The sequence below is a fragment of the Actinomadura sp. 3N508 genome, assembly GCF_044326375.1.
Taxonomy (GTDB): Bacteria; Actinomycetota; Actinomycetes; order Streptosporangiales; family Streptosporangiaceae; genus Spirillospora.
This window is the reverse complement of the sequence record NZ_JBIRAX010000003.1, coordinates 798817-820950: the sequence shown is the minus strand read 5'-3', so window position 1 is coordinate 820950 and position 22134 is coordinate 798817. Positions and strand designations below refer to the sequence as shown.

At 71.4% G+C, this 22134-nt stretch carries 20 protein-coding genes; 9 read left to right on the top strand and 11 right to left on the bottom strand.

Translation table 11 applies throughout. The features are described from left to right. The first annotated feature begins 8 nt into the window (after positions 1 to 8). The gene (locus ACH34S_RS15125; protein ID WP_395953216.1) at positions 9 to 3065 is read left to right on the top strand and encodes a bifunctional [glutamine synthetase] adenylyltransferase/[glutamine synthetase]-adenylyl-L-tyrosine phosphorylase; all 3057 of its coding nucleotides are present in this window, start codon (positions 9 to 11) and stop codon (positions 3063 to 3065) included. 84 nt (positions 3066 to 3149) lie between these two features. On the opposite strand, the gene ACH34S_RS15120 is transcribed toward ACH34S_RS15125, so the two are convergent. Further along, positions 3150 to 4070, bottom strand: a complete 921-nt coding sequence (locus tag ACH34S_RS15120; protein WP_395953215.1) for a phosphatase PAP2 family protein — start codon at positions 4068 to 4070, stop codon at positions 3150 to 3152. 451 nt (positions 4071 to 4521) lie between these two features. Between ACH34S_RS15120 and ACH34S_RS15115 the strand changes: the two genes are divergently transcribed. After that, the gene (locus ACH34S_RS15115) at positions 4522 to 5886 is read left to right on the top strand and encodes an alpha/beta hydrolase (protein WP_395953213.1); all 1365 of its coding nucleotides are present in this window, start codon (positions 4522 to 4524) and stop codon (positions 5884 to 5886) included. A gap of 94 nt (positions 5887 to 5980) precedes the next feature. After that, the gene (locus ACH34S_RS15110; RefSeq protein WP_395953212.1) at positions 5981 to 7723 is read left to right on the top strand and encodes a glycoside hydrolase family 3 protein; all 1743 of its coding nucleotides are present in this window, start codon (positions 5981 to 5983) and stop codon (positions 7721 to 7723) included. A 78-nt stretch (positions 7724 to 7801) separates the two neighbouring features. Here ACH34S_RS15110 and ACH34S_RS15105 read toward each other — a convergent pair whose 3' ends face one another. After that, complete coding sequence (locus ACH34S_RS15105; RefSeq protein WP_395953211.1) at positions 7802 to 8194, bottom strand: OsmC family protein; 393 nt, start codon at positions 8192 to 8194, stop codon at positions 7802 to 7804. An 80-nt stretch (positions 8195 to 8274) separates the two neighbouring features. Next, positions 8275 to 10410: a DEAD/DEAH box helicase gene (locus tag ACH34S_RS15100; protein ID WP_395953210.1), complete on the bottom strand. Its 2136-nt coding sequence runs from the start codon at positions 10408 to 10410 to the stop codon at positions 8275 to 8277. A 94-nt stretch (positions 10411 to 10504) separates the two neighbouring features. Here ACH34S_RS15100 and ACH34S_RS15095 point away from each other — a divergent pair, with 94 nt between their 5' ends. After that, positions 10505 to 11740, top strand: coding sequence for a helix-turn-helix domain-containing protein (locus ACH34S_RS15095; protein ID WP_395953209.1), 1236 nt, complete (start codon positions 10505 to 10507; stop codon positions 11738 to 11740). Positions 11741 to 12077: 337 nt separating this feature from the next. Next, complete coding sequence (locus ACH34S_RS15090) at positions 12078 to 12428, top strand: hypothetical protein (RefSeq protein ID WP_395953208.1); 351 nt, start codon at positions 12078 to 12080, stop codon at positions 12426 to 12428. A 19-nt stretch (positions 12429 to 12447) separates the two neighbouring features. Here ACH34S_RS15090 and ACH34S_RS15085 read toward each other — a convergent pair whose 3' ends face one another. Continuing rightward, positions 12448 to 13041 carry a TetR/AcrR family transcriptional regulator gene (locus ACH34S_RS15085; protein ID WP_395953207.1) on the bottom strand — a complete coding sequence of 198 codons (594 nt, stop codon included), beginning with the start codon at positions 13039 to 13041 and terminating at the stop codon, positions 12448 to 12450. A gap of 87 nt (positions 13042 to 13128) precedes the next feature. Here ACH34S_RS15085 and ACH34S_RS15080 point away from each other — a divergent pair, with 87 nt between their 5' ends. Next, positions 13129 to 13551 (top strand): nuclear transport factor 2 family protein, encoded by a 423-nt coding sequence (locus tag ACH34S_RS15080; RefSeq protein ID WP_395953206.1) that lies wholly within the window; start codon positions 13129 to 13131, stop codon positions 13549 to 13551. After that, complete coding sequence (locus ACH34S_RS15075; RefSeq protein WP_395953205.1) at positions 13548 to 14408, top strand: NmrA family NAD(P)-binding protein; 861 nt, start codon at positions 13548 to 13550, stop codon at positions 14406 to 14408. The genes ACH34S_RS15080 and ACH34S_RS15075 overlap by 4 nt, the downstream gene beginning before the upstream one ends. On the opposite strand, the gene ACH34S_RS15070 is transcribed toward ACH34S_RS15075, so the two are convergent. Together ACH34S_RS15070 and glnA are read right to left on the bottom strand one after the other, a co-directional pair. Further along, the gene (locus tag ACH34S_RS15070; protein WP_395953204.1) at positions 14398 to 14889 is read right to left on the bottom strand and encodes a GNAT family N-acetyltransferase; all 492 of its coding nucleotides are present in this window, start codon (positions 14887 to 14889) and stop codon (positions 14398 to 14400) included. The genes ACH34S_RS15075 and ACH34S_RS15070 overlap by 11 nt on opposite strands. 97 nt (positions 14890 to 14986) lie before the next feature. Further along, entirely contained in the window at positions 14987 to 16411 is a 1425-nt protein-coding gene (glnA, locus tag ACH34S_RS15065; protein WP_132174211.1) for a type I glutamate--ammonia ligase, read from the bottom strand. Positions 16412 to 16552: 141 nt separating this feature from the next. On the opposite strand from glnA, the gene ACH34S_RS15060 reads away from it, so the two are divergent. Then, on the top strand, positions 16553 to 17026 hold the full coding sequence (locus tag ACH34S_RS15060; protein ID WP_395953203.1) for an RDD family protein: 474 nt from the start codon (positions 16553 to 16555) through the stop codon (positions 17024 to 17026). 43 nt (positions 17027 to 17069) lie between these two features. Here the strand turns inward: ACH34S_RS15060 and ACH34S_RS15055 are convergent, their stop codons facing one another. Next, the gene (locus tag ACH34S_RS15055) at positions 17070 to 17765 is read right to left on the bottom strand and encodes a DUF4191 domain-containing protein (RefSeq protein WP_395953202.1); all 696 of its coding nucleotides are present in this window, start codon (positions 17763 to 17765) and stop codon (positions 17070 to 17072) included. A gap of 48 nt (positions 17766 to 17813) precedes the next feature. Continuing rightward, the gene (gene lipA, locus ACH34S_RS15050; RefSeq protein ID WP_395953201.1) at positions 17814 to 18740 is read right to left on the bottom strand and encodes a lipoyl synthase; all 927 of its coding nucleotides are present in this window, start codon (positions 18738 to 18740) and stop codon (positions 17814 to 17816) included. Positions 18741 to 18999: 259 nt separating this feature from the next. On the opposite strand from lipA, the gene ACH34S_RS15045 reads away from it, so the two are divergent. Continuing rightward, on the top strand, positions 19000 to 19506 hold the full coding sequence (locus tag ACH34S_RS15045) for a YfbM family protein (protein WP_395953200.1): 507 nt from the start codon (positions 19000 to 19002) through the stop codon (positions 19504 to 19506). Here the strand turns inward: ACH34S_RS15045 and lipB are convergent. From lipB to ACH34S_RS15030, 3 genes are all read right to left on the bottom strand, one after another. After that, positions 19482 to 20207, bottom strand: coding sequence for a lipoyl(octanoyl) transferase LipB (gene lipB, locus ACH34S_RS15040; RefSeq protein ID WP_395953199.1), 726 nt, complete (start codon positions 20205 to 20207; stop codon positions 19482 to 19484). The two genes, ACH34S_RS15045 and lipB, sit on opposite strands and share 25 nt — an antisense overlap. A 36-nt stretch (positions 20208 to 20243) precedes the next feature. Further along, positions 20244 to 20981, bottom strand: coding sequence for a Type 1 glutamine amidotransferase-like domain-containing protein (locus tag ACH34S_RS15035; protein WP_395953198.1), 738 nt, complete (start codon positions 20979 to 20981; stop codon positions 20244 to 20246). A 102-nt stretch (positions 20982 to 21083) separates the two neighbouring features. After that, positions 21084 to 21971 (bottom strand): TIGR01777 family oxidoreductase, encoded by an 888-nt coding sequence (locus ACH34S_RS15030; RefSeq protein WP_395953197.1) that lies wholly within the window; start codon positions 21969 to 21971, stop codon positions 21084 to 21086. Between the last annotated feature and the right edge of the window lie 163 nt (positions 21972 to 22134).

Below are 22134 nucleotides of genomic sequence, written 5' to 3'. Positions count from 1 at the left end.
GGATTACGGTGGAGTCCGTGACCGAGTCCCGCACTCCCGAGCGCCGCTCGTCCCTCGCGGGACGGCTGGCGCGGCTCGGCTTCACCGACGCCGCCCGCGCCGAGCGGCTCCTCCTGGACGCCGAGCAAGGCCCCGCCGACGATCTCCTCGACGCCCTCGGCGGCACCGCCGACCCCGATCTCGCGCTCGACGGGCTGCTCCGGCTGCTGCCGTGCGCCGACGAGAAGGGCGTCGGGGACGAACTGCGCGAGGCGCTGGCAGGGGAGCCGGCGACGCGGGAGCGGATCATCGCCGTCCTCGGGGTGAGCGCCGCGCTCGGCGACCAGCTCGTCCGGCATCCCGAACACTGGCGGGTCCTGCGCGACGAGGAGACCCCGGACGGAAATGCCCGCGACGATCTGCTGGCCGCCGTCGGCGCCGATCCGGGCGCGGCGGAGCCGGTGGCGTCCGGGTCCGGCCGCGAGACCCTTCTCGCGCTGCGCGTCGCGTACCGCAGGCGGCTCCTCGCGCTGGCGGGTCGCGACCTCACCGGCCGCGCGGACGTCGCCGACGTCGCCGCCGAGCTGGCCGATCTCGCCGCCGCCGCGCTGGAGGCGGGCCTCGCGATCGCGCGCGCCGACGTCCCGGAGCACGGGTCGTGCCGCCTCGCCGTGATCGGCATGGGCAAGTGCGGCGGGCGCGAGCTGAACTACGTCAGCGACGTCGACGTGATCTTCGTCGCGGAAGCCCGCGAGGGCGAGAACGAGGACGCGGCCCTGCGCGCCGCGACGCGGCTGGCGTCGGCGATGATGCGGTCCTGCTCGGCCAGCACCGAGGAGGGCGCGCTCTGGGAGGTGGACGCGGCGCTGCGCCCAGAAGGCAAGGCGGGCCCCCTCGTGCGGACCCTCGCCAGCCACCGCGCCTACTACGAGCGCTGGGCCAAGACCTGGGAGTTCCAGGCGCTGCTGAAGGCCCGTCCCGTCGCGGGCGACGCCGACCTCGGCGCCCGCTACCTCGACATGATCACCCCGATCGTGTGGGACGCGGCGGAGGGGGAGAGCTTCGTCGAGGACGTCCAGGCGATGCGCCGCCGCGTCGAGGCCGACCTGAACCAGCGCACCGCCGACTCCGAACGGCAGCTCAAGCTCGGCCCCGGCGGGCTGCGGGACGTGGAGTTCGCGGTGCAGCTGCTGCAGCTCGTCCACGGCCGGTCCGACGAGACGCTCCGCGCCCGCGCCACCCTCGACGCGCTCGACGACCTGTCCCGGGGCGGCTACGTCGGGCGCGACGACGCGGCGGCGCTGTCGTCGGCCTACCGGTTCCTGCGGCGCGTGGAGCATCTCGTCCAGCTGCACCGGCTGCGGCGGACGCATCTCGTCCCGGACGACGAGGACGGCCTGCGCCGCCTCGGCCGCGCCCTCGGCCTGCGTCCCGACCCGGTCAAGGAGTTCACCGCGCTGTGGCGGCGGCACGCCCGCGAGGTCCGCCGCATCCACGAGAAGCTGTTCTACCGGCCGCTGCTGCTGGCCGTGGCGCGGCTGCCCGGCGAGGAGGCGCGGCTCACCCCGGCCGCGGCGGGCGCCCGGCTGGAGGCGCTCGGCTTCGCCGACCCGGCGGGCGCGCTCCGCCACATCGAGGCGCTCACCGCCGGCGTGTCCCGGCGCGCCGCGATCCAGCGGACGCTGCTGCCGGTCATGCTCGGCTGGTTCGCCGACGCTCCCGACCCCGACGCCGGGCTGCTCGGGTTCCGGCAGGTCAGCGACGCGCTCGGGACCACCCCCTGGTATCTGCGGCTGCTGCGGGACGAGGTGACCGTCGCCGAGCGGATGGCGTGGATCCTCGGCTCCAGCCGCTACGCCACCGACCTGCTGCTGCGCGCACCCGAGGCGGTCGCGCTGCTCGGCAGCGACACCGCGCTCGCCCCGCGCCCGATCGAGGCGCTGCGCACCGAGGCGCAGGCTGCGGTCCGCCGGCACTTCGACTCTCGCGGGGGGCCCGCGGGGCCGTCCCCCCAGAGGGGGAGGGGGCCTGCGGAGGAGGCGGTCGCGGCGGTGCGGGCGCAGCGGCGCCGGGAGCTGTTCCGGGTGGCGGTCGCCGACCTGCTCGGGCTCGTCGACGTCCGGACGGTCGGGGAGGTCCTCACCGGCATCGCCACCGTCACCGTCGAGGCGGCGCTCCAGGCCGCCACCGCCAAGATCGAGGCCGAGACGGGGGAGCCGCTGCCGACGCGGCTCGCGGTCGTGGCGATGGGCCGGTTCGGCGGGCACGAGCTCGGCTACGGCAGCGACGCCGACGTCATGTTCGTCCACGACCCGGAGCCGGGCGCGGACGAGCGGGCCGCCGGACGCGCCGCGCACGCCGCCGCCGAGGAGCTGCGCCGGCTGCTCTCGCTGCCCGCGCCCGACCCGCCGCTGGAGATCGATCCGAACCTGCGTCCCGAGGGGCGGCAGGGGCCGCTGGTGCGGACGCTGGCGTCCTACGCCGCCTACTACGCCCGCTGGTCGGAGCCCTGGGAGGCGCAAGCGCTGCTGCGCGCCGACCCCCTGATCGGCGACCCGGGGCTGCGTGACCGGTTCCGCGCGCTGATCGACCCGGTGCGCTGGCCGGACGGCGGGATCGACGACGACGCCGTCCGGCAGATCCGGCGGCTGAAGGCGCGGATGGAGTCCGAGCGGCTGCCGCGCGGTGTCGACCGGCGGCTGCACACCAAGCTCGGTCCCGGCGGCCTCGCGGACGTGGAGTGGGTCGCGCAGATCCTCCAGCTCCAGCACGCGCACGAGGTCCCGGGCCTGCGCACGACCCGCACCCTGGACGCCTTGGACGCCGCCGTCGAGGCGCGCCTCCTGGACGCCGAGGACGCCGCCGTCCTCGCCGAGGCGTGGTGCCTCGCCACCCGGATCCGCGGTTCGATCATGCTGGTGCGGGGCCGCGCGTCCGACCTGCTGCCCAACGACCACCACCGGGAACGCAGCGCCGTCGCCCGCGTTCTCGGCTATCCGGCGGCGGGCGACCTCCTGGAGGACTACCGCCGTTACGCCCGCCGCGCCCGAGCCGTCGTCGACCGCGTCTTCTACGGCGCGGACTAGCCGTAACGGAACCAGGTGTAACGGAACCAGGTGTAACGGAACCAGGTGTAACGGAACCAGGCGTAACGGAACAGGCGTCGTGCCCTAGGCGGGCTGCGATGTACGACCAGAGTTGTACGTGGAGCGCGTGGCGCCGTTTCCGTTGGCCGACGTGGCCGCGGCCGCGGCGGCGGGGCCGGGGGCCGGCTCCGCGGCGTCGCGGCGGACGCGGCTGGTGATGGCGTGCGCGATGCGGGCCCGCGCGACGATGACCGGTTCTGGATGCCGTACGTAGAGGACCCAGGACAGCCACGCCGCGCCGCCGACCAGCGCGAACCCGGCCACCGCGTCCAGCACGTAGTGGTTGGCGGTGGAGAGGATCACGTACACGGTCGTGACGGGGTACAGCGCGCCGAGCGCCTTGGCCCACTTCTGCGTCGCGAGCTTGACCACGACGATCCCGCACCACAGCGACCATCCGGCGTGCATGGACGGCATCGCCGCGTACTGGTTGGTGAGCGTCCCGGACGCGTCGCTGGCGTACAGGCCGAGCGAGTGCAGCGCGGTCACCGGGTCGACGAAGCCCTCGCTGTGCAGGAAGCGCGGCGGGGCCAGCGGGTACAGCCAGAAGCCGATCAGCGCGACGCCGGTGGCCGTCATGATCGACGTGCGGAGCCACCGATAGTGTTCCGGCCGGTAGCGGTACAGCCAGACGACGACGCCGAGCGTCACGATGAAGTGCATCGTGGCGTAGAAGATGTTCGCGCTCCGCGCCAGCCAGGGCACCGACAGCAGGGTCTGATTGAGGTGCAGCTCAACGTCCAGCCCCAGGGCGCGCTCCACACCGAGAATCTGGTCGGCGTGCGCGAACGCGGGCCCCGTGCCGTCCTGAACCAGGATGATGCGCGTCAGCGTATAGCCCGTGTAGAAGAGCACGACCAGAAGTAGCTCACGCCACACCGGAGGCGCGGTGAGCACCCGTCGCCGCTTCGTCGCGGCCGCTGCTGTGGGGGGCGGTTGAGCCATGGTTTCCATCTTTGCCGCACGGCCCCCTAAAGAGATCACCGCGACGAATGGTCTTCATCTCAGACTTGAGTAGTACGACCCTGATGCGGTATCCGGACTTTCGGGGGATGGCCGTCGGGGACGCCTCCCCCTCCGGCTCCCCCCGTTGGAGCCTGATGGAGTTGATCAGGAGTCAGCATAGGAGGCCCTGGGTAGATCAGGATCGCCCCCCGCGACACGAACGGGGGGACGAATGGCCCACTTTTGGGCGATACCTGGCATTGCGCTTGCCGGTGCCACCGCATTGGCCGCTTCCGGTCTGAGCCACGCCGCCGGAAGTGCACGCGACGGCAATACGGAGGCACTGCGCATTTCGCGCGCGAGCGTCACGGGCGCGAACACCTCGGGCGCGAGCGTCCCTCCGCCGCTATGGACGCGGTGCACCGGCCTGCCGTCGCCGCCTCCGGGAACGGTGCCGCCCCCCACCGGATTCCGCTGCGCGACGGTGCGGGTGCCGCTCGACCACGCCAGGCCGTCCGGCGAGAAGATCGGCATCGCGCTGATCAAGATCCCGGCCACCGACGGGCGGCGCCGCATCGGCTCGCTGCTGTTCAACTTCGGCGGCCCCGGCGGCGAGGGCGTCGGCGCGCTCGCGCAGGCCGCGGGCCGGTACTCCGAGCTCGGCGCCCGCTACGACCTGGTCGGGTTCGACCCGCGCGGCGTCGGGCGCAGCACCCCGGTCGCGTGCGCCGGGCCCCGGCAGCTGGACGAGATCGCCGCCCGCGACGACACCCCCGACACCTCCGCCGAGGAGAAGGCCTACATCGGCGGCCGTGCCGCCTATGTCAAGCAATGCCAGGCGCGGTCGGGCAGGCTGCTGCCCCACGTCGGCACCCTGAACGCCGCCCGCGACCTGGACCTGATCCGCGCCGCCCTCGGCGACCGGAAGCTGCACTACTTCGGGATCTCCTACGGCACCTGGCTCGGCGGCGCGTACGCGCACCGGTTCCCCGGCCGGGTCGGACGGGCCGTCCTCGACGGCGCCGTCGACACCCGGCTCGGCGGCAAGGACCTCTCGCTCCAGCAGGCGGCCGGGTTCCAGCGCGCCCTCGGCGCCTTCGGGGCCGCCTGCGCCCGGCTCGGCCGGAAGGCATGCCCCCTGGGCAAGGACGGCCCGTCCGTTGTGAAGTCCACGGCACGGATCCTCTCCGCGCTCGACCGCAGGCCACTGAGAACGTCCGGCGGCCGCGAACTCACCCAGAGCCTCGGCACGACGGGCGTCACCGCCGCGCTCTACTCCCGCGACACCTGGCCCTACCTCGCGCAGGGCCTCGTCGACGCCGCGAAACGCCGCGACGGCTCGCTGCTGCTCGCGCTCGCCGACGCCCTGAACGGCCGGCGGCAGGACGGGACCTACACCAACCTGACCGCCGCCAACACCGCGATCACCTGCGCCGACGGCACCGACCGCTACACCCCCGCCGACGTCCGGCGGCTCCTTCCCACGTTCCGGAAGGCCTCGCCGATCTTCGGGACGTCCATGGCGTGGGCCCTGCTCCAATGCACCGGCTGGCCGGTGAAGGGCGACGCCGCGGCCCGCGAGGTGTCGGCCCCGTCCGCCGCGCCGATCCTCGTCGTCGGCACCACCGGCGACCCGGCCACCCCGTACGCGTGGGCGCCCGCGCTGACCCGCGCCCTGGGCGGACGGGCCACGCTCCTCACCTTCGAGGGGGAGGGGCACGGCGCCTACGACACCGGCGACCTCTGCGTCCGCACACGGGTGAACGCCTATCTCCTGGACGGCGCCGTCCCGCCCGCGGGAACGACCTGCGACTGACCGGCCCCGCCGCCTTTTTGGCAACATTCACCATTGCTCCCGGCCACCGGTATGGACTGGTCTAGACCAATATGAGCGGAGGAGGATGATCATTATGAAGTACGGTGGCCGAACTTTCGTGTCCATCGCCGCGGTCGCGGCGCTCGGGCTCGCGCTTGCCCCGCCCGCCCACGCGCAGGCACCGCCGGGCAAGGGCGGCCGGGCCTGCGACGTCGACGCCCAGCTGGCCAGGATGACCGACGCCGAGAAGGTCGGCCAGATGGTCATGGTGTCCACGGGGGAGAAACCGGACGGCATGCCCACCGACGAGACCCGCCGCGCGATCCAGGAACTGAAGATCGGCTCGACCCTCACCCACGAGCCGCAGAACCCCGGGATCGCCGCCCGCTACGCCAACCAGATGCAGCGCTGGGCGCAGGACACCCGCCTCGGCCTGCCGCTCCTCGTCTCCGGAGACTTCGAGTTCGGCACGACCCACAACGTCCGCGAGGGCACGACGCCGCTGCCCAACGCGATGGGCCTCGGCGCCGCCCGCGACCCCCGCCTCGCCCGCGAGGCCGCCGTGATCACCGCGGCGGAGGCCCGCGCGATGGGCTTCCACTGGGGCTACGCGCCGGTCGCCGACGTCAACACCAACCCCGCCAACCCGATCATCGGCGTCCGGTCCTTCGGCGAGCGCACCGAGCTGGTCAGCGACCTCGTCGAGGCGCAGGTGCGCACCTACAACAGGGCCGGCCTGATCGCGACTCCCAAGCACTTCCCCGGGCACGGCGACACCGAGTTCGACAGCCACCTGGAGCTCCCGGCCGTCAAGTACGACCGCGCCACCCTCGAAAAGGTGCACCTGCCGCCGTTCCGCGCCGCCATTGAGGCCGGCGCCGACTCGATCATGACGGCGCACGTCGTGGTGGAGGCCATCGACCCCGACCTGCCCGCCACCCTGTCGCCCAAGGTCCTGACCGGCCTGCTCCGCAAGGAGATGGGCTTCGACGGGCTGATCGTCACCGACGCGATGGACATGGACGCCATCGACAAGAACTGGGGCACCCGCAAGGCCACCGTGATGGCGGTCGAGGCGGGCGCGGACATCATCATGTCCACCGGCGAGTTCGCGACCCACGCCGAAGCGGTCGACGCGCTCGCCGACGCGCTGGCCGACGGCTCGCTGAGCAGGGCGCGGGTGGACGAGTCCGTCCGGCGCGTCCTCGGGCTCAAGTGCAAGTACAAGGTGGGCGACAACCGCTACGCCGACCCGAAGAGGGCCGAGCAGGTCTCCGGCAACAAGATGTTCCAGCGGCGCGCCCTCAACATGGGACTCGCCGCCACGACCCTGGTGCGCAACGAGGGCGGCGTCCTGCCGTTCGACCCGGAATCCGACGACAGGATGCTCGTCGCCGGCGCCGTCCAGACCCAGGTGTTCGCCGACCAGGTCGCCGCGGTCTCCGGCGGCCCGGTGGAGTCCTGGCAGTCCGCGACGACCAACCCGACCGACGCGGAGATCGCCGACGCTGTCAAGCGCGCCGCGTCCGCCGACCGGATCCTCGTCGCGACGTTCTCGTCCGGCCCGCTGCCCGCGGGCCAGGCCAAGCTCGTCAAGGCCCTGCAGGCGACGGGCAAGCCGGTCGCGGCGCTCGCGATCGGGCTGCCCTACGACCTCACGTCCTACCCGGACGTCAAGGCCTACATCGCGACCTACGGCACGACGGCCCGCACCCAGCGGATCGACCTGACCATGCACAAGGCCGCCGCACGCGTCGTCTTCGGCGAGCAGCCCGGCGGGCGCCTGCCGGTCACGATCAAGGACCTGTACCCCTACGGCCACGGCCTGCGCTACTAACCCCGGACGAGCTCCGCTCGACGGCCCGGACCGCCCGGGTGCGCCGCCTCCCCCGATCGGCGCACCCGGGCCCCTTTCCTAGACGACCTGCTCCACCCTCATCTGCTCCCGGAGGGCGTTGCCGACGGTGCAGTACTTCTCGTGCACCCGCCCGGCCACGGCCTTCAGCACGTCCCCGGCCTTGGCGTCGCCTTCGGGGAGCTCGACGTCATAGGTGACCGTGATCGTGCCCAGCGTGCTCGTCGCGACCTTGTCCGCCTGGACGGTCGCGGCGAGCCGCGCCATCCGGTGCCCGCGCTGCGCGGTCAGCGGCTCCACGGTCACCAGCTCGCAGCCGCCGAGCGCCGCCAGCAGCAGCTCGACCGGCGTGAAGACGCCCTCGGCGTCCGAGTCGCCGATGGCGACCTTCGCGCCCCGGTCGTTGACCGCCTGGAACCCGTCCTCGGTGCGCTCCACCCTGACCTCGGCCATTGCCATCCCCTCTGATCGCGTGCCTGCGCCCGCCTGAACAGCGACCTAGGCCGGGTTCTTCCCCGCAGGACGCCCGCCGCTCAGGACGCGGCGAGGCGCTCCTGCTCCTCCTGGACGATCTGCCGCGCCAGGGCCTGCTCGGAGATGTCGACCGCGTCCGGCGTCCGCTCCGCGAGGTCGCTCCGGCGCGCGTACTCGTCGAACAGCCTGGTCTTGAGCTGCAAGATCTCCAGCATCCTTTCGTCCACGCTGCCTGGCGTCAGCAGCCGATGCACCTGGACCGTCCGCACCTGCCCCATCCGATGAGCACGCGCGATCGCCTGCGTCTCCATCGTCGGCTTCACCTGCGGCTCACAAATGATCACCACGGATGCGGCCTGCAGATTCAGCCCGACCCCGCCCGCCTGGATCTGTGCCAGAAGAACCGCATGCCCGGAGGCGGCGGTGAATGCGTCCACCAACTCCTGACGCCTCACCGGCGGAACATCACCCGAGATCGGCCCCCGAGCGTTGGGCAGCGCCGCCTGGACGGCGGCCAGCACGTCCCGGAAATAGGAGAAGATCACGACCTTCAGCTCGTTCGCCGCCGCCTCCTCGACCAGCTCCACCAGCCGGTCGAGTTTCGCCGACTTCTTCGGGACGGCATACGCGGCCCTGCGCATCGCCATGAAATTGCCCTCGGCCACCGCCCGCCGATAAGCCCTGGCGTCGGCCCTGCTGAATTCCTCCAGCTCGTCCACGTGCACGACCTCGGGCAGCTCGACGAGCACGTCCCGCTGGTTGCGCCGCAGATACACGGGCGCGACCGCCGACCGGAACGCCCGCGCCCCCACCGCCGCGTCATGCGGCCGGATCTGCTTCGCCACCTCCGGCCGCAGGTGCGCGACCAGGCTCCGGAACTCCTCGACCCGGTTCTCCATCGGCGTACCGGTCAGAAAGAGAACATTCTCCGTCCGCTTGCACCAGTACGCGACGGCCTGAGCGCGCCGGGTCTCATGATTCTTCGCGTAGTGGGCCTCGTCCACCACGAACATCCCGAGATTCACATGCTCCGGCACGTCCAGCGAATGGAGCGTGGCGAGCGTCGTAACGGCGATCCCACCGTCCCCGGCCCACTTCTCCAACGCGCTCGTCCGCCCCGACCCGTGCAGGGGATGCGCCGCCAGCGTGCAACGCGACTCGATCTCCCGCACCCAGTTGATGAGCACACTCGCCGGACACGCGACAAGGAAATGCGTCGCCCCCTGAGCCCGCAGATGCGCCATCGCCGCGATCGCCTGAATGGTCTTCCCCAGCCCCATCTCGTCGCCGAGGATCACCCGCCGCTGGACGAGCGCGAACCGCGCCCCGAACGACTGGTACCCGCGCAGCGAAACCCGCCGGAACCCATCATCGAGCGGCTGGTTCTTCACCCGCGCGGCCAGATCACCCGGCAGGAACCCCTCCGCCGCCTCCCGCTCGGGCACCAGCGCCGCGAGATCGGCCAGCAGCGTCTGATACTCCGAGGCCCGCAACTCGAAGTCGATCCACGCCTCGTCGCCCGAGACACCGGGCCGCAGCAGATCAACCGACCCCTGCGACATCAGCAGCCGGGCATCGCGCTCCTCCTCGACCCGCAACGCCTCCGCGAGCTCCCCGACCGCCTCCCGCGCCCGCTCCCGCCGCGACGGCCGCGCGAAGATCTTCCGCCACCACGAAGCCAACGGCCGCGCGTCCCGCACCAGCGGCCCGAACCGCTGCTCGACCTCCTGAGCGGTGACCCGCGCACGCGGCAGCTCGGGCCCGGCGTTCACCAGCCGATGCAACGCGACGACCAGCGGCGTCGTCACCTCGTCCCGCCGCTCCACGTCGATCCGCACGCCCACCGACTGCTCGGCCGCCTCCGCCAGCCCGCCCGCCGCCGCATGGAGCTGCTGCGCGGTCTGCGGCCCGATCCCCGGCAGCAACTGCAGCCGGTACCGCGTCGCCTCCAGCACATCGGCAACGCTCGTGAACCCGGCCTCCTCCAGGGGGCCAAGCCGAAGCCGCCCGTCCGTGACGTCCTTCAACCGGGCCAGCGGAATCGACCGCAACTGCTCCCGAGCCGCCTCCACCCGCAACGGCTTCAACGCCCCCTGCACCTCGGACACGGCCCGCCGGTGATCGTCCAGCAGAGCCCGCGCGGCCCCGAGCAGCAGGTGAGCGTCCCGCAGAACACCCTTAGGCTCGTCCGTCATCCCGCTCCTAACCCACACACTCCGCCCACATGATGCCAGCGCCCCCCGACACCCGTGCCTACCCTTGAGGCACCGAGAGTGGAGGTGCAGGGCCTTGAACGACCGGAGCATCGACCCAGCGGACCCGGAACTCAGCGTCGGGCAGCGCATCCAGTTCTACCGGGAGCGGCGCGGCATGTCCCGCGAGGTTCTCGGCGGCCTGATCGGCCGGAACAGGCGGTGGATCAAGGCCGTCGAGCGCGGGGAGATCGCCCAGCCGAAGCTGCCGACACTCCTCAACCTGGCCGAGGCGCTCAAGCTGCGCGACGTCGCCAAACTGACCGGCGGCGAGCCGCTGCCGATGAACATGTTCCGCGGCCCCGGCCATCCCGCGCTCCACGACGTCCGCGACGCGATCAACGCGGTTGGCGTGTCGATGACCGGCCCCCCGAGCCCGCTGAACCACCTGAAGGCCCGATTGGACGCCGCGTGGCGCGCCCGGCACGCCGCCCCCGACCACCGCACCGTCCTCGGCGGGCTGCTCCCCGAACTGATCCGCGACGCCAAGTACGCGGCCCGCGAGTACGAGGGCCCCGACCGGCGTCGCGCCCTATCCCTCCTCGCCCGGGTCTACAACCTCACCCAGTTCTTCGTCGCCTACCAGCCGTCCGCGGACCTGCTGTGGCGCATCGTGGAGCGCAGCATCATGGCGGCGGAGGAGTCGGAGGACCCCAAGGCGTTCGGCGGTGCCGTGTGGCTGGCGGCGCAGGCGCACCGGGACGCCGGGGACTTCGACGCGGCCGAGGCCGTGAACCGCGAGGGCCTCGACCTCCTCAAGCCCCGGGTGGACAGCGCCGACGACGAGCTGCGCGCCATGTGGGGCGCGCTTCACCACGAGGTCGCCTACACCGCCGCCCGAGCCGGGCAGTCCGGCACGGCGTGGCGCTGGTGGGACCGCGCCGACCGGATCGCCCAGAGCCTCCCCGCGTCGCACTTCGACCCGATGACCTCGTTCTCGCGCGTCATCATGGACGCCCACGCCGTGACGATCGCCGTCGAGCTCCGGAATGGCGGCGAGGCCCGCAAGCACACCCGGAAGGCCGAGGCGTCCGCCATCCCGTCCCAGCCTCGCCGCGGCCGCCACCTGATCGAGGCCGCGCGGGCGTGGCGGCTGGCCGGCGACGACGCGGCAGCGCTCGGCACCCTCGAACACGCCTACGTCGCAGCCCCGGAGACGATCCGCTACAACGGCTACGCGCGCCGCATGACGGTGGAGCTGGCCAAGGAGGGATCGCCCGCCTTGCGGCAAGATGCCCGAGAATTGGCTGGTCGCATCGGTCTTCTGGTCTGAGGCAGGGGACAGGAATCCTGTCCGAGCACGGTCGACGTCACGGAGAGTCTGTGCTGCGTGACAGAAAACACTCGCCGTGGGCGGAGTTTCCTCGAACCGCCCAGACTCTATGCATGGGACGTCCGTACCGCTGACGCCGGGCGGTGCGGCGTCACTGACGATCGGGACGTTGCCATCAGGCACGTGCACCGCGCGTTGCGGGGGTTCGACGCGGGGGCGTCCGGGAAGGTGCAGCGGGTCGCGCTCGCGCCGGACGGTAGCGCCGCCTACGTCGACCTGCGGACGGTCGGGGGGCGTGGCAGGACGCGGCCACGGGCGCCGTCGTGTGGCGGGGCGAATGAACCCGACCCGCCACCTGGACGTCCTCGCCGACGCGCTCGCCTTCGCTGGCTGGTCGTGCCTGCCCCGCTATGACGAGACCCCGGCCCTGCTCCGCGTGGTCTCCCCGTCTTCGCCGAGGATCGGCGAGAGCATCAGCGTCAAGCCAGGAGTGGGCGGCGTCCCGTGGTTCATCTCCTCGACCGGCGACCCGCTGACCCCCTGCCACGACCTCAACGGGGCCTGCGTGGAGATTTCCACCCGCCTCTCGCCCCTCATCATGGCCGCGCGTCGCCCGGAGCCGCGCCGCCGGAGGAGTCGCTTGGCCCTTCTCGTCCGGCGTGGAAGAGGAGCCAGGGGACGAAGATGACCTCGCCGCGGCGGGACGGTCAACGCTCCTGCTGGCGAGGGCGCAGGACGGTGGCAGTGAAGGCCGCGAGGTATCCCCGTAGCTGTTCGCGCGGTACGCCCTCCTTACCGGCCAGATGTTCGACGAGGTCGGCTCTGGTGGCGGCGAGGAGTGCGTGGGCGGTGAAGTCGGTGTCGGTCAGGCCCGGCACCTGGTCCAGCAGGTTTTGAAGCAGGCTGTGCCAGGTCTTGTAGTGCTCGGCCTGGTAGGGGCTGGCGCCGCCGGATTCCTCCAGGGCCAGCGCGAGGCCGCGGTTGTCGAGTTTGAAGCACAGGACGGCGTCGAGCAGCGCGGGTATGCGCTCCAGCGGCGGGGCGCCGGGTCCAAGCGGCGGTGGCCCCGCCTCGACGGCGTTCCTGACCGGTTCCAGTCGTGCCTGGTACAGCGCGCGGATCAGTCCGGTGCGGTCGCCGAAGGCGCGAAAGAGCGTCCCCTTGCCGACGCCGGCCGCCGCCGCGACGTCGGCCATGGTGACCTCGTCCGGGCTCGCGCTGCGGGCGAAAAGGGCGTCGGCGGCCGTGAGGACGGCCGTCCGGTTGCGTACGGCGTCCTTCCGGGGTTTGCGATCGGGCATGCGGTTCTCCAGTTGCGATCCGGACCCTTGGTCCGTATCGTCAAATTCCGGACCCAGGGTCCGGATTCTACGAGATGGAGGACGCCGATGTCCGCGCACACCTCACCGGCGGATCTGTTCCGCCACAGCCTGCGACTGCTACTGGACGGGGACATTCCCGGCTGGGTCGGCCTGTGGGCCGAGGACGGTGTCATGGAGTTCCCCTTCGCTCCGCCGGGCTGGCCCGAACGCCTGGAGGGCGCCGACGCCATTGCCGCCTATATGCGCGCATACCCGGACCACATCGACATGCAGGAGTTCACCGAACGGATCCACGAGACCGCCGCTCCCGACACCATCGTGGTGGAGATGCGCGGCATCGGCCGCCTAGTGAAGAACCGTGCGCCCTTCGACATGACGTACATCGCCGTTGTGGCCATCAAGGATGGGCGCATCGTCTCCTACCGCGACTACTGGAACCCGCTGGTGGCCCTCGAACCCGGTGCCGACTTCGCAGGGAGCGCCCGGTGAGCGACACCATCCTGGTCATCGGCGCGACGGGCACCACCGGCAGCCGCGTCGCCGCCCGGCTGACGGCGGCAGGGCACCAGGTCAGGGCGGCGAGCCGTCACGGCTCCCCGGTCCCCGGCGCGGAATCGGTCTCCTTCGACTGGTACAAGCCCGGCGCCTACCCCGGCGTTCTCGACAGTGTCGGCCGCGTCTACCTCATCCCGCCGCCAGGCGACATGGCTCCGGCGGCGGTCATGCTGCCCTTTCTTGAGCGTGCCCGCGCGGCCGGGCTGTATCGCGCGGTGCTCCTCGGCTCGTCGGCCATACCCCAGGGCGGCCCGGCATGCGGAGTCGTGCACGAAGCCCTTCCCGGCCTGTTCGAGCAGTGGGCGGTGCTGCGGCCCTCCTGGTTCATGCAGAACTTCACCGGCGCCCACGTCCACGCCAAGAGCATTGAGGAGGATGGCGTGATCATGACCGCCACCGGCGACGGCCGTGTCGGCTTCGTTGACGCCGACGACATCGCGGCAGTCGCGGTCCACGCCCTGACCGGCGAACACGCCCCCAACACCGACCTTGTCCTCACCGGACCGGAGCCGCTGAGCCACGACGACATCGCCGCGATCATCACCCAGGTCACCGGCCGGACGGTGGTCCATCGCCGGCTGTCCTACGAGCGGATGCGCGATCGCCTCGCGGCGCAGATGCCGCTGGAGTACGCCGCCATGCTGGCCGGCATGGACCGCGCCATCGCTGAAGGGGCCGAGGACCGCGTCACCGGCACCGTCCAGCGCATCACCGGCCGGCCCCCACGCTCTTTCCGCGCCCTCCTCGAACAGGAGACGCGGCGAACTTTCCTAGGCGTGCCTATGCGGTGAAGGTGATCCAGGTGTCGGGTGGGAGGTGGGGGTGGGACGGGACTGGGCGGTGTTCTTCGGTCCAGGCTTCGGGGGCGATCTCGGTGGCCACACGGCGCCAGAAGTGCACGGCGGGGGCGTTCTCGTCCTGGAAGGCGATCTCCCACGGGCCCGGGTGCCTGGCGATCACCTCGCGGACGCTTCGCAGGCCGAGTCCGGTTCTGCGGGCGCCGCGGACGATGAAGAAGGCGCTCAGCACCCGCCTGTCGTTCTTGAGGCCGCGGACGGTGGCGAAGCCGACGGGGTGGGTGTCGCTGGTCAGCAGGTACGCGGTCCAGTCGGGGTCGTGGAAGGCGGCGTGGAGGCGTTCGCTGCGGAACGTTCCGTCCGGGCGGGGGAGAAGGCCGCGGAACTGCGAGACATCGTGCTGGAACATCAGCCACAGACGCTCCAGGACGACGCGGTCCGTGGCGTCGGCGGTGCGTACTGACAGGTCGGGCATGGAGGTCCTTGGTAGTCGTGAACGCGAAAGAGCCTCCCAAGAACGGTCTCAGGAGGCTCTTTCGCTATCGAGATCTTACCGAGGGCCGGACGAGTGCTCAGATGTCGTAATAGAGCTCGAACTCGTGGGGGTGGGGGCGGAGGCGGATGGGGTCGATCTCGAACTCGTTCTTCATCGTGATCCAGGTCTCGATGAGATCGGGCGTGAAGACGCCGCCTTCGAGGAGGTAGTCGTGGTCGGCCTCCAGGGCCTCCAGGACCTCCTGCAGCGAGCCGGGGACCTGCGGGATCGCGCGGGCCTCCTCCGGCGGGAGCTCGTAGAGGTCCTTGTCGACCGGCTCGGCGGGCTCGATCTTGTTCTTGATGCCGTCCAGGCCGGCCATGAGCATGGCGGAGAAGGCCAGGTACGGGTTGCAGGACGGGTCCGGCACGCGGAACTCGACGCGCTTGGCCTTCGGGTTCGAGCCGGTGATCGGGATGCGGATGCAGGCCGAGCGGTTGCGCTGGGAGTAGACCAGGTTGACCGGGGCCTCGTAGCCGGGGACGAGCCGGTGGTAGCTGTTCACGGTCGGGTTCGTGAACGCCAGGAGCGACGGGGCGTGCTTGAGCAAGCCGCCGATGTAGTAGCGGGCGTTGTCGGACAGGCCCGCGTATCCGACCTCGTCGTAGAAGAGCGGCGCGCCGTCCTTCCACAGGGACTGGTGGCAGTGCATGCCCGAGCCGTTGTCACCGAAGATCGGCTTCGGCATGAACGTGACGGTCTTGCCCGCGGCGCGCGCGACGTTCTTGACGATGTACTTGTAGAGGAGGAGCTGGTCGGCGGTCTTCAGGAGGGTGTCGAACCGGAAGTCGATCTCGGCCTGGCCGGCGGTGCCGACCTCGTGGTGCTGCATCTCGACGTGGATGCCGCAGGCCAGGAGCTGGGAGACCATCTCCGAGCGCAGGTCGGTGTAGTGGTCCATCGGCGGGACGGGGAAGTAGCCGCCCTTGTACGGGGGCTTCGCGCCGAGGTTGCCGCCGGGCTCCTCGCGGCCGGTGTTCCACGCGCCCTCGACGGAGTCGAGGTAGTAGTAGCCGGCGTTCGCCTTCGTCTCGAACCGGACGTCGTCGAAGATGTAGAACTCGGCCTCGGGGCCGAAGTAGCAGGTGTCGGCGATGCCGGTGCCGCGCAGGTAGTCCTGCGCCTTCTTCGCCACGTTGCGCGGGTCGCGGCTGTAGGGCTCGCCGGTCAGCGGGTCGTGGACGAAGAAGTTCAGGTTCAGGGTCTTGTGCTGGCGGAACGGGTCGACGACGGCGGTGGACGGGTCCGGCAGCAGGAGCATGTCCGACTCGTGGATCTCCTGGAAGCCGCGGACCGAGCTGCCGTCGAACATCAGCCCCTCGGTGAAGACGCTCTCGCCGAAGCTCTCGACGGGGAACGTGAAGTGCTGCATCTTGCCCGGCAGGTCCACGAACCGGCAGTCGACGAATCGCACACCCTCGTTCCTGATGTAGCTCAGGACCTCTTCGGCGCTGCTGAACATCCGGCCTCCTTGAGCGCTTCTTGGCTCCTGGCAGGCTAGGACGGCGCCGTTTCCCGGCCGTGTCTCATATGTTTCCGCTGTGTTACACGTCCGGTGGTGGGCGGGTCGGGGCCCGCGGAGGGACCGGATAGCGTAGACGCCATGAGCAGTGGCAAAGGCGGGCCGCGCTGGACGCAGACGTGGCTCGGCGGGGCACCCTCGGCCGGGGTCGATCTGGGGGAGCCGGGGGAGCGGATCGGCCTTCCGAAGAGCGGCAGCGGCTCCGTCGCGTCCTACTCCCGGCGGCTGGTGGCGCTGTTCCTGGACTGGGTGCTGGCGCTGCTGGTGGCGAGCCTCCTCGCACGGTCGTTCGGCTGGGAGCCGGCGGAGCGCAGCATGTGGACGACGGTCATCTTCGCGGTCTACGCGTGGCTGTCGATCGCGTTCGTGGGCGTGACGATCGGGAAGCGGCTGTGCGGGATCCACGTCACCCGGCTGGACGGGCGTCCGGTGGGGCTCGGCTGGGCGCTGGCCCGGACGGTGCTGCTGGTCCTCGTCGTCCCGGCGCTGATCTGGGATCGCGACTATCGGGGGCTGCACGATCGCGCCAGCAACACCGCCGTCGTCAATATCTGAGCGCGCGAAAAGCGCCCTCCGGCAGGAGGGCGCTTTCGGTTCTTCAGCGCATCTTGGGCTTCGGGCCCTTGGGCATTTTCGCGCCCTTCGGGATCGGGCCCTTCGGCATCTGCATCGACCGGGGGAGCGCCTGGAGCCGGTCGTTCAGCTCGGCCACCTGGCCCTTGGTGAGGTTGCGGGGCAGCTTCATCAGGTGGCGCTGGAGCTTGTCGACCGGGATCTGGCCCTCGTCGGTCCCGACCTGGACGTCATAGATCGGCACCTGCTGCGCGGCGCGGGACAGGCGCTTCTTCTCGGCGCCGAGGAGCTGCCCGACCCGGTTGCGCGGGCCCTCCGAGACCAGCACCACCCCGGGGCGGCCCACCGCGCGGTGCACCATGTCGAGGTTGCGGTTGCCGGCGACGGCCTCGGTGACCGTCCAGTTCCCGCGCATGTTCTTCAGGATCGCGGCGGCCGCGCCCGGCTGCCCGGCGATCACCTTGTACTGCGCGCGCTGCGCCATCTGACCGAACACGATCATGCCGACGGCGAAGGCGGCCAGGACGCCCAGCGGGATGAAGAACCACAGCTGGCCGAAGAGGAACCCGATCAGGACGACGACGACCAGCGTCCCGATCGCCGACGCGAACACGATCGGCAGGGCCTTCGGGTCGGCCTGCCGGAGCACCTGGGCGACCATGCGGATCTGCTTGAGGCGGCCCGGACGCTCCTGGGCCCCGTCCGTGGGCGTTTTCGACATGGTTACAAGGATAGTCGGGTCGGACGCCCGTCCCGACAGCCCCCGGATCTACGCGCGCGCTTCGATGGCCTGCTTGTAGAGGCGTCCGGCGCGGTAGCTGGAACGGACGAGCGGGCCCGACATCACGCCCGCGAAGCCGATCTCCTCGGCCTCGGCCGACAGCTCGACGAATTCCTCGGGCTTGACCCAGCGCTCTACCGGGTGGTGGCGGGCGCTGGGGCGCAGGTACTGGGTGATGGTGATCAGCTCACAGCCCGCGGTGTGCAGGTCGCGCAGGGCCTGGGAGATCTCCTGGCGGGTCTCGCCCATCCCCAGGATCAGGTTCGACTTGGTGACCAGGCCGTCCTCGCGCGCGGCGGTGATGACCCGCAGGGAGCGGTCGTAGCGGAAGCCGGGGCGGATCCGCTTGAAGATCCGCGGAACCGTCTCCACGTTGTGCGCCAGCACCTCGGGGCGGGAGGAGAACACCTCGGCGAGCTGGTCGGGGACGGCGTTGAAGTCGGGGATCAGCAACTCGACACCGCAGCCGGGGATCGCGGCGTGGATCTGCCGGACGGTCTCGGCGTACAGCCACGCCCCGCCGTCGTCCAGGTCGTCGCGGGCGACACCGGTGATGGTGGCGTAGCGCAGGCCCATCGTCGCCACCGACTCGGCGACGCGGCGCGGCTCGTCGCGGTCCAGGGCGGCGGGCCTGCCGGTGTCGATCTGGCAGAAGTCACACCGCCGGGTGCACTGATCACCCCCGATCAGGAACGTGGCCTCACGGTCCTCCCAGCACTCGAAGATGTTGGGACAGCCCGCCTCCTGGCAGACCGTGTGCAGGCCTTCCGATTTCACCAGCCCGCTCAGCTCGCGGTACTGCGGGCCCATCTTCAGCCGCGTCTTGATCCAGTCGGGCTTGCGCTCGATGGGGGTCTGGCTGTTGCGCGCCTCGACGCGCAGCAGCTTGCGCCCCTCTGGGGTCACCGTCGTCACGGCACCCAGCGTACGTCGCGATCTCCGGTCCCGTTACACCGCCCGCCGCCCCCGTGACCAAGGTCGCCATCCTGCGGGCAACGGCGCCGTCCGGGCGGTTTCCGACCGGGTGGGGCTCAAAGGCATCTCGGAGCGATATCGAACGGATGACAGTGGCCCGTCCCATCCGCCGATTCAGTGTGTTTCCCCCATGCCCAACAGTGGATCTCTCTAAGGTGACTCCCTGTCGTCACGCAAAAGCGTCAGCAGGAGGACCACCGTGGGTCTGGCAATGTCGTACCTCAGGGTGCCGCCGGTGCTGGAAGGTGAGCAGGATCCGGGCCGGATCGCCCGCCATGTCTTCGGCGACGCGCAATGGCGCCGGCGCGGCGCGTCCGTCATGTTCGAGCTCGGCTGGACGTGGCAGGCGATGCACTACCTCTGCACCGGCGACGCGTGGGACGGGCGCCAGCCCGAGGCCGACGTCGTGTGCGGCGGGCGGCTGCTCACCGAGGACGGCGCCGACGAGCTGGGCATGGACGTGATCTACCTCGCGCCGGAGCGGGTGAAGCCCGCCGCCGACCACCTCACCGGGACGCCGTTCGCCGAGCTCGCCGGGCGGTTCGACCCGGCGGCGATGGGCAAGGCCGGCGTCCAGGACGCGAACCGGCTCGACGCCGCCGTCCGCGACAAGTTCCTCAAACCCGCCTACAAGGGGCTCGGGGAGTTCTTCACGGCCGCCGCCACCGAGGGCCAGGCCGTCTACAAGGTGATGGCCGGTTCCTGACGCCCCGCCAGGGCTTCGAGCTGCGCCGCCGTGCGGTGCAGCGTGCCCGCCGCGCCGAGCGCGGCGGCCAGGTGCCGTTCCACCAGCGGGACGATCTCGGCGACCGTGACGTCCCGGCCGAGCTCCCGGCTGAGGTTCGTGGAGCCCGCGTCCCGGATCCCGCACGGGACGATCCGGTCGAACCACCCCATGTCGTTGTCGCAGTTCAGCATGAACCCGTGCATCGCGACCTCCCGCGACACCCGGACCCCGATGGAGCCGATCTTGCGGTCGGGGGTGCCGGGGACCCACAGCCCGCTGCGGCCCTCCACGGTGACGGTCTCCAGGCCCAGGTCGGCGCAGACGTCCATCATCATCTGCTCCAGCAGCCGCACGTAGCCGACGACGTCGACCGGGTCGGGCAGCTTGATGATCGGGTAGCCGGTGAGCTGCCCGGGGCCATGCCAGGTGATCTTGCCGCCGCGGTCCACGTCCACGACCGGCGCGCCCGGGTCGCCGGCCGGCCGGTCGAGCTTGCCGGTGCGCTTGCCCGCCGTGTAGACCGGCTCGTGCTCCAGCAGCAGGACGGTGTCGGGGATCGCGTCGTCCACGCGCAGGGCGTGGGTGCGTCTCTGCAGATCCCAGCCCTCGACGTAGGGGACGGCCGCCCTGCCGAACCCCGCGTGCACCACCACCAGCTCGCGTACGTCCACATCGCTCACACGAGCCAGCTTAAAGCCCCAGGAAACGGTCGGGTTCTACAGGGAGGCGAGTAGGCGGGGTTCCAGGCGGAACTCCTTCGCCGTGCCGGGGCCGTCCGGCTCGACGCGGTAGGCGCCCGCGTCCTTCAGGTAGGAGACGGCCTGGACGAACTCGGTGCCGACGTAATGCAGCGCCACGCCCTCGTCGGCCGCGTACCCGCCGGGCAGCGTCCCCTCGCCGACGAGCTGCTGCAGCAGCGGCCGGCGCTGCGGCTCGCTGTCGTAGTGCACGCCGCACGAGTACGGCAGGAGCCCGAGCCCGTCGGTCAGCGGCCGCAGCTGCGGGCCGAACGAGTCGGTGGTGCCGCCGACGTGCCAGCACAGCGCGCCCGCGCTCTGCCCGGACAGCACCACGCCCTCGTGCCACGCCTCCCGCAGGACGTCGTCCAGCCCGTGCAGCCGCCACAGGGCCAGCAGGTTCGCGACGCTGCCGCCCGCCACGTACACCAGGTCCTGGTTCAGCAGGTGCGACCGGATATCGGGGACGTTCGGCATCGGGAACAGCGACAGATGGCTGACCTCGGCGTCCATCGCGGAGAACGCGGCGTAGAAGCGGGAGGTGTACTCGGCGCCGTCGCCGAGCGCGGTGGTCAGGAAGCAGATCCTCGGACGGTCCTGCCCCGTCAGGTCGAACGCGTAGCGCAGCAGCGGGCTCGGTTCGAGGCCGTGCCGCCCGTCCGGGACGAAGCTGCCCCCGCCGATCGCGAGGATGTGCGGCTGTCCGTCGGTGCTCAATTCACCCTCCTCAGGGACCATGCTTGCTCAATGTCACGGTTTGACTACGTCACCGTATGAGCACCCGGCGGAAACGGCTCCGACTTTGACGTTTCTTGGAGGTCACAGGAGGTCCCGTAGAGCCGCGTCGACGTCCTCGTGCGCGAAGCGGAACCCGGCCTCCCGCAGCCGCCGCGGCAGGACCCGCTGGCTGATCAGCGGCCCCTCGTCGGCGAAGCCGCGCAGCGCCGCCCGCAGCGCGACCTTCGGGACGGTCAGCCGCGTCGGCCGGTGCAGCGCGCGGCCGAGCGCCCGCGTGTAGGCGTCGTTGGTCACCGGGTTCGGCGCGGTCAGGTTCACCGGCCCGGCGATCTCGTGGTCGATGAGGAAGCGCAGCGCGGCGACGTGGTCGCGGATGGAGATCCAGCTCGTCCACTGGCCGCCGTCGCCGAGCCTGCCGCCGAGCCCGAGCCTGAACAGCGGGAGCGTGGCGCCCAGCATGCCGCCCTCGCGGGCCAGGACGATCCCGCTCCGCGGGTGGACGACGCGGACGCCGGCCTCCTCGGCGGGCGCGGCGGCGGCCTCCCAGTCGCGGACGAGCGCGGCCAGGAACCCGCTCCCCGCCGGGCTCTTCTCGTCGGCCTCCTGGCCGCCGGTGTCGCCGTAGTAGCCGATCGCGGACCCGCAGACCAGCACGGGCGGCCTCCGGTCGGCGGCGGCGATGGCCTCCGCGATCGTCCGGGTGCCGTGCAGGCGGCTGTCCCTGATCTTGCGCTTGTACGCCTTCGTCCAGGGCCGGTCGCCGATGCCGGCCCCGGCCAGGTGGACGACCGCGTCCGCGCCCTCCAGCGACCCCGCCTCGACGCAGCCGTCGGCGGGGGACCATCGCGCCTCGTCGCCCCGGGCCGGTTCCCGCCTGATCAGCCTGGTGACCTCGTGGCCGTCCCCCCGCAGCGACCGCACCAGCGCCGAGCCGATCAGGCCCGACGAGCCCGTGATGGTGACCCTCATGGCACCACCCTAGGCCGAAGCCCGCCACCATATGCTGAGATTCTCACGCTCTGGGGTGCGTTTTCCGATCAGCGGCCTTCGTCCCTGGGCCAGTGCAGGCCGAACTCGAAAAGTCGTCGAACCAAAAAACGTCGAACAAAAAACGGGGACCCCGCCGCGGCGG

Bases quoted from the DNA above. Each gene is read 5' to 3' on its own strand.
- ACH34S_RS15030 (WP_395953197.1), bottom strand. From the start codon at position 21,971: ATGAGGGTCACCATCACGGGCTCGTCGGGCCTGATCGGCTCGGCGCTG.
- ACH34S_RS15100 (WP_395953210.1), bottom strand. From the start codon at position 10,410: ATGACGGACGAGCCTAAGGGTGTTCTGCGGGACGCTCACCTGCTGCTC.
- ACH34S_RS15120 (WP_395953215.1), bottom strand. From the start codon at position 4,070: ATGGCTCAACCGCCCCCCACAGCAGCGGCCGCGACGAAGCGGCGACGG.
- ACH34S_RS15055 (WP_395953202.1), bottom strand. From the start codon at position 17,765: ATGTCGAAAACGCCCACGGACGGGGCCCAGGAGCGTCCGGGCCGCCTC.
- ACH34S_RS15110 (WP_395953212.1), top strand. From the start codon at position 5,981: ATGAAGTACGGTGGCCGAACTTTCGTGTCCATCGCCGCGGTCGCGGCG.
- ACH34S_RS15060 (WP_395953203.1), top strand. From the start codon at position 16,553: ATGAGCAGTGGCAAAGGCGGGCCGCGCTGGACGCAGACGTGGCTCGGC.
- ACH34S_RS15070 (WP_395953204.1), bottom strand. From the start codon at position 14,889: ATGCCCGACCTGTCAGTACGCACCGCCGACGCCACGGACCGCGTCGTC.
- ACH34S_RS15090 (WP_395953208.1), top strand. From the start codon at position 12,078: ATGAACCCGACCCGCCACCTGGACGTCCTCGCCGACGCGCTCGCCTTC.
- ACH34S_RS15085 (WP_395953207.1), bottom strand. From the start codon at position 13,041: ATGCCCGATCGCAAACCCCGGAAGGACGCCGTACGCAACCGGACGGCC.
- ACH34S_RS15105 (WP_395953211.1), bottom strand. From the start codon at position 8,194: ATGGCCGAGGTCAGGGTGGAGCGCACCGAGGACGGGTTCCAGGCGGTC.
- glnA (WP_132174211.1), bottom strand. From the start codon at position 16,411: ATGTTCAGCAGCGCCGAAGAGGTCCTGAGCTACATCAGGAACGAGGGT.
- ACH34S_RS15080 (WP_395953206.1), top strand. From the start codon at position 13,129: ATGTCCGCGCACACCTCACCGGCGGATCTGTTCCGCCACAGCCTGCGA.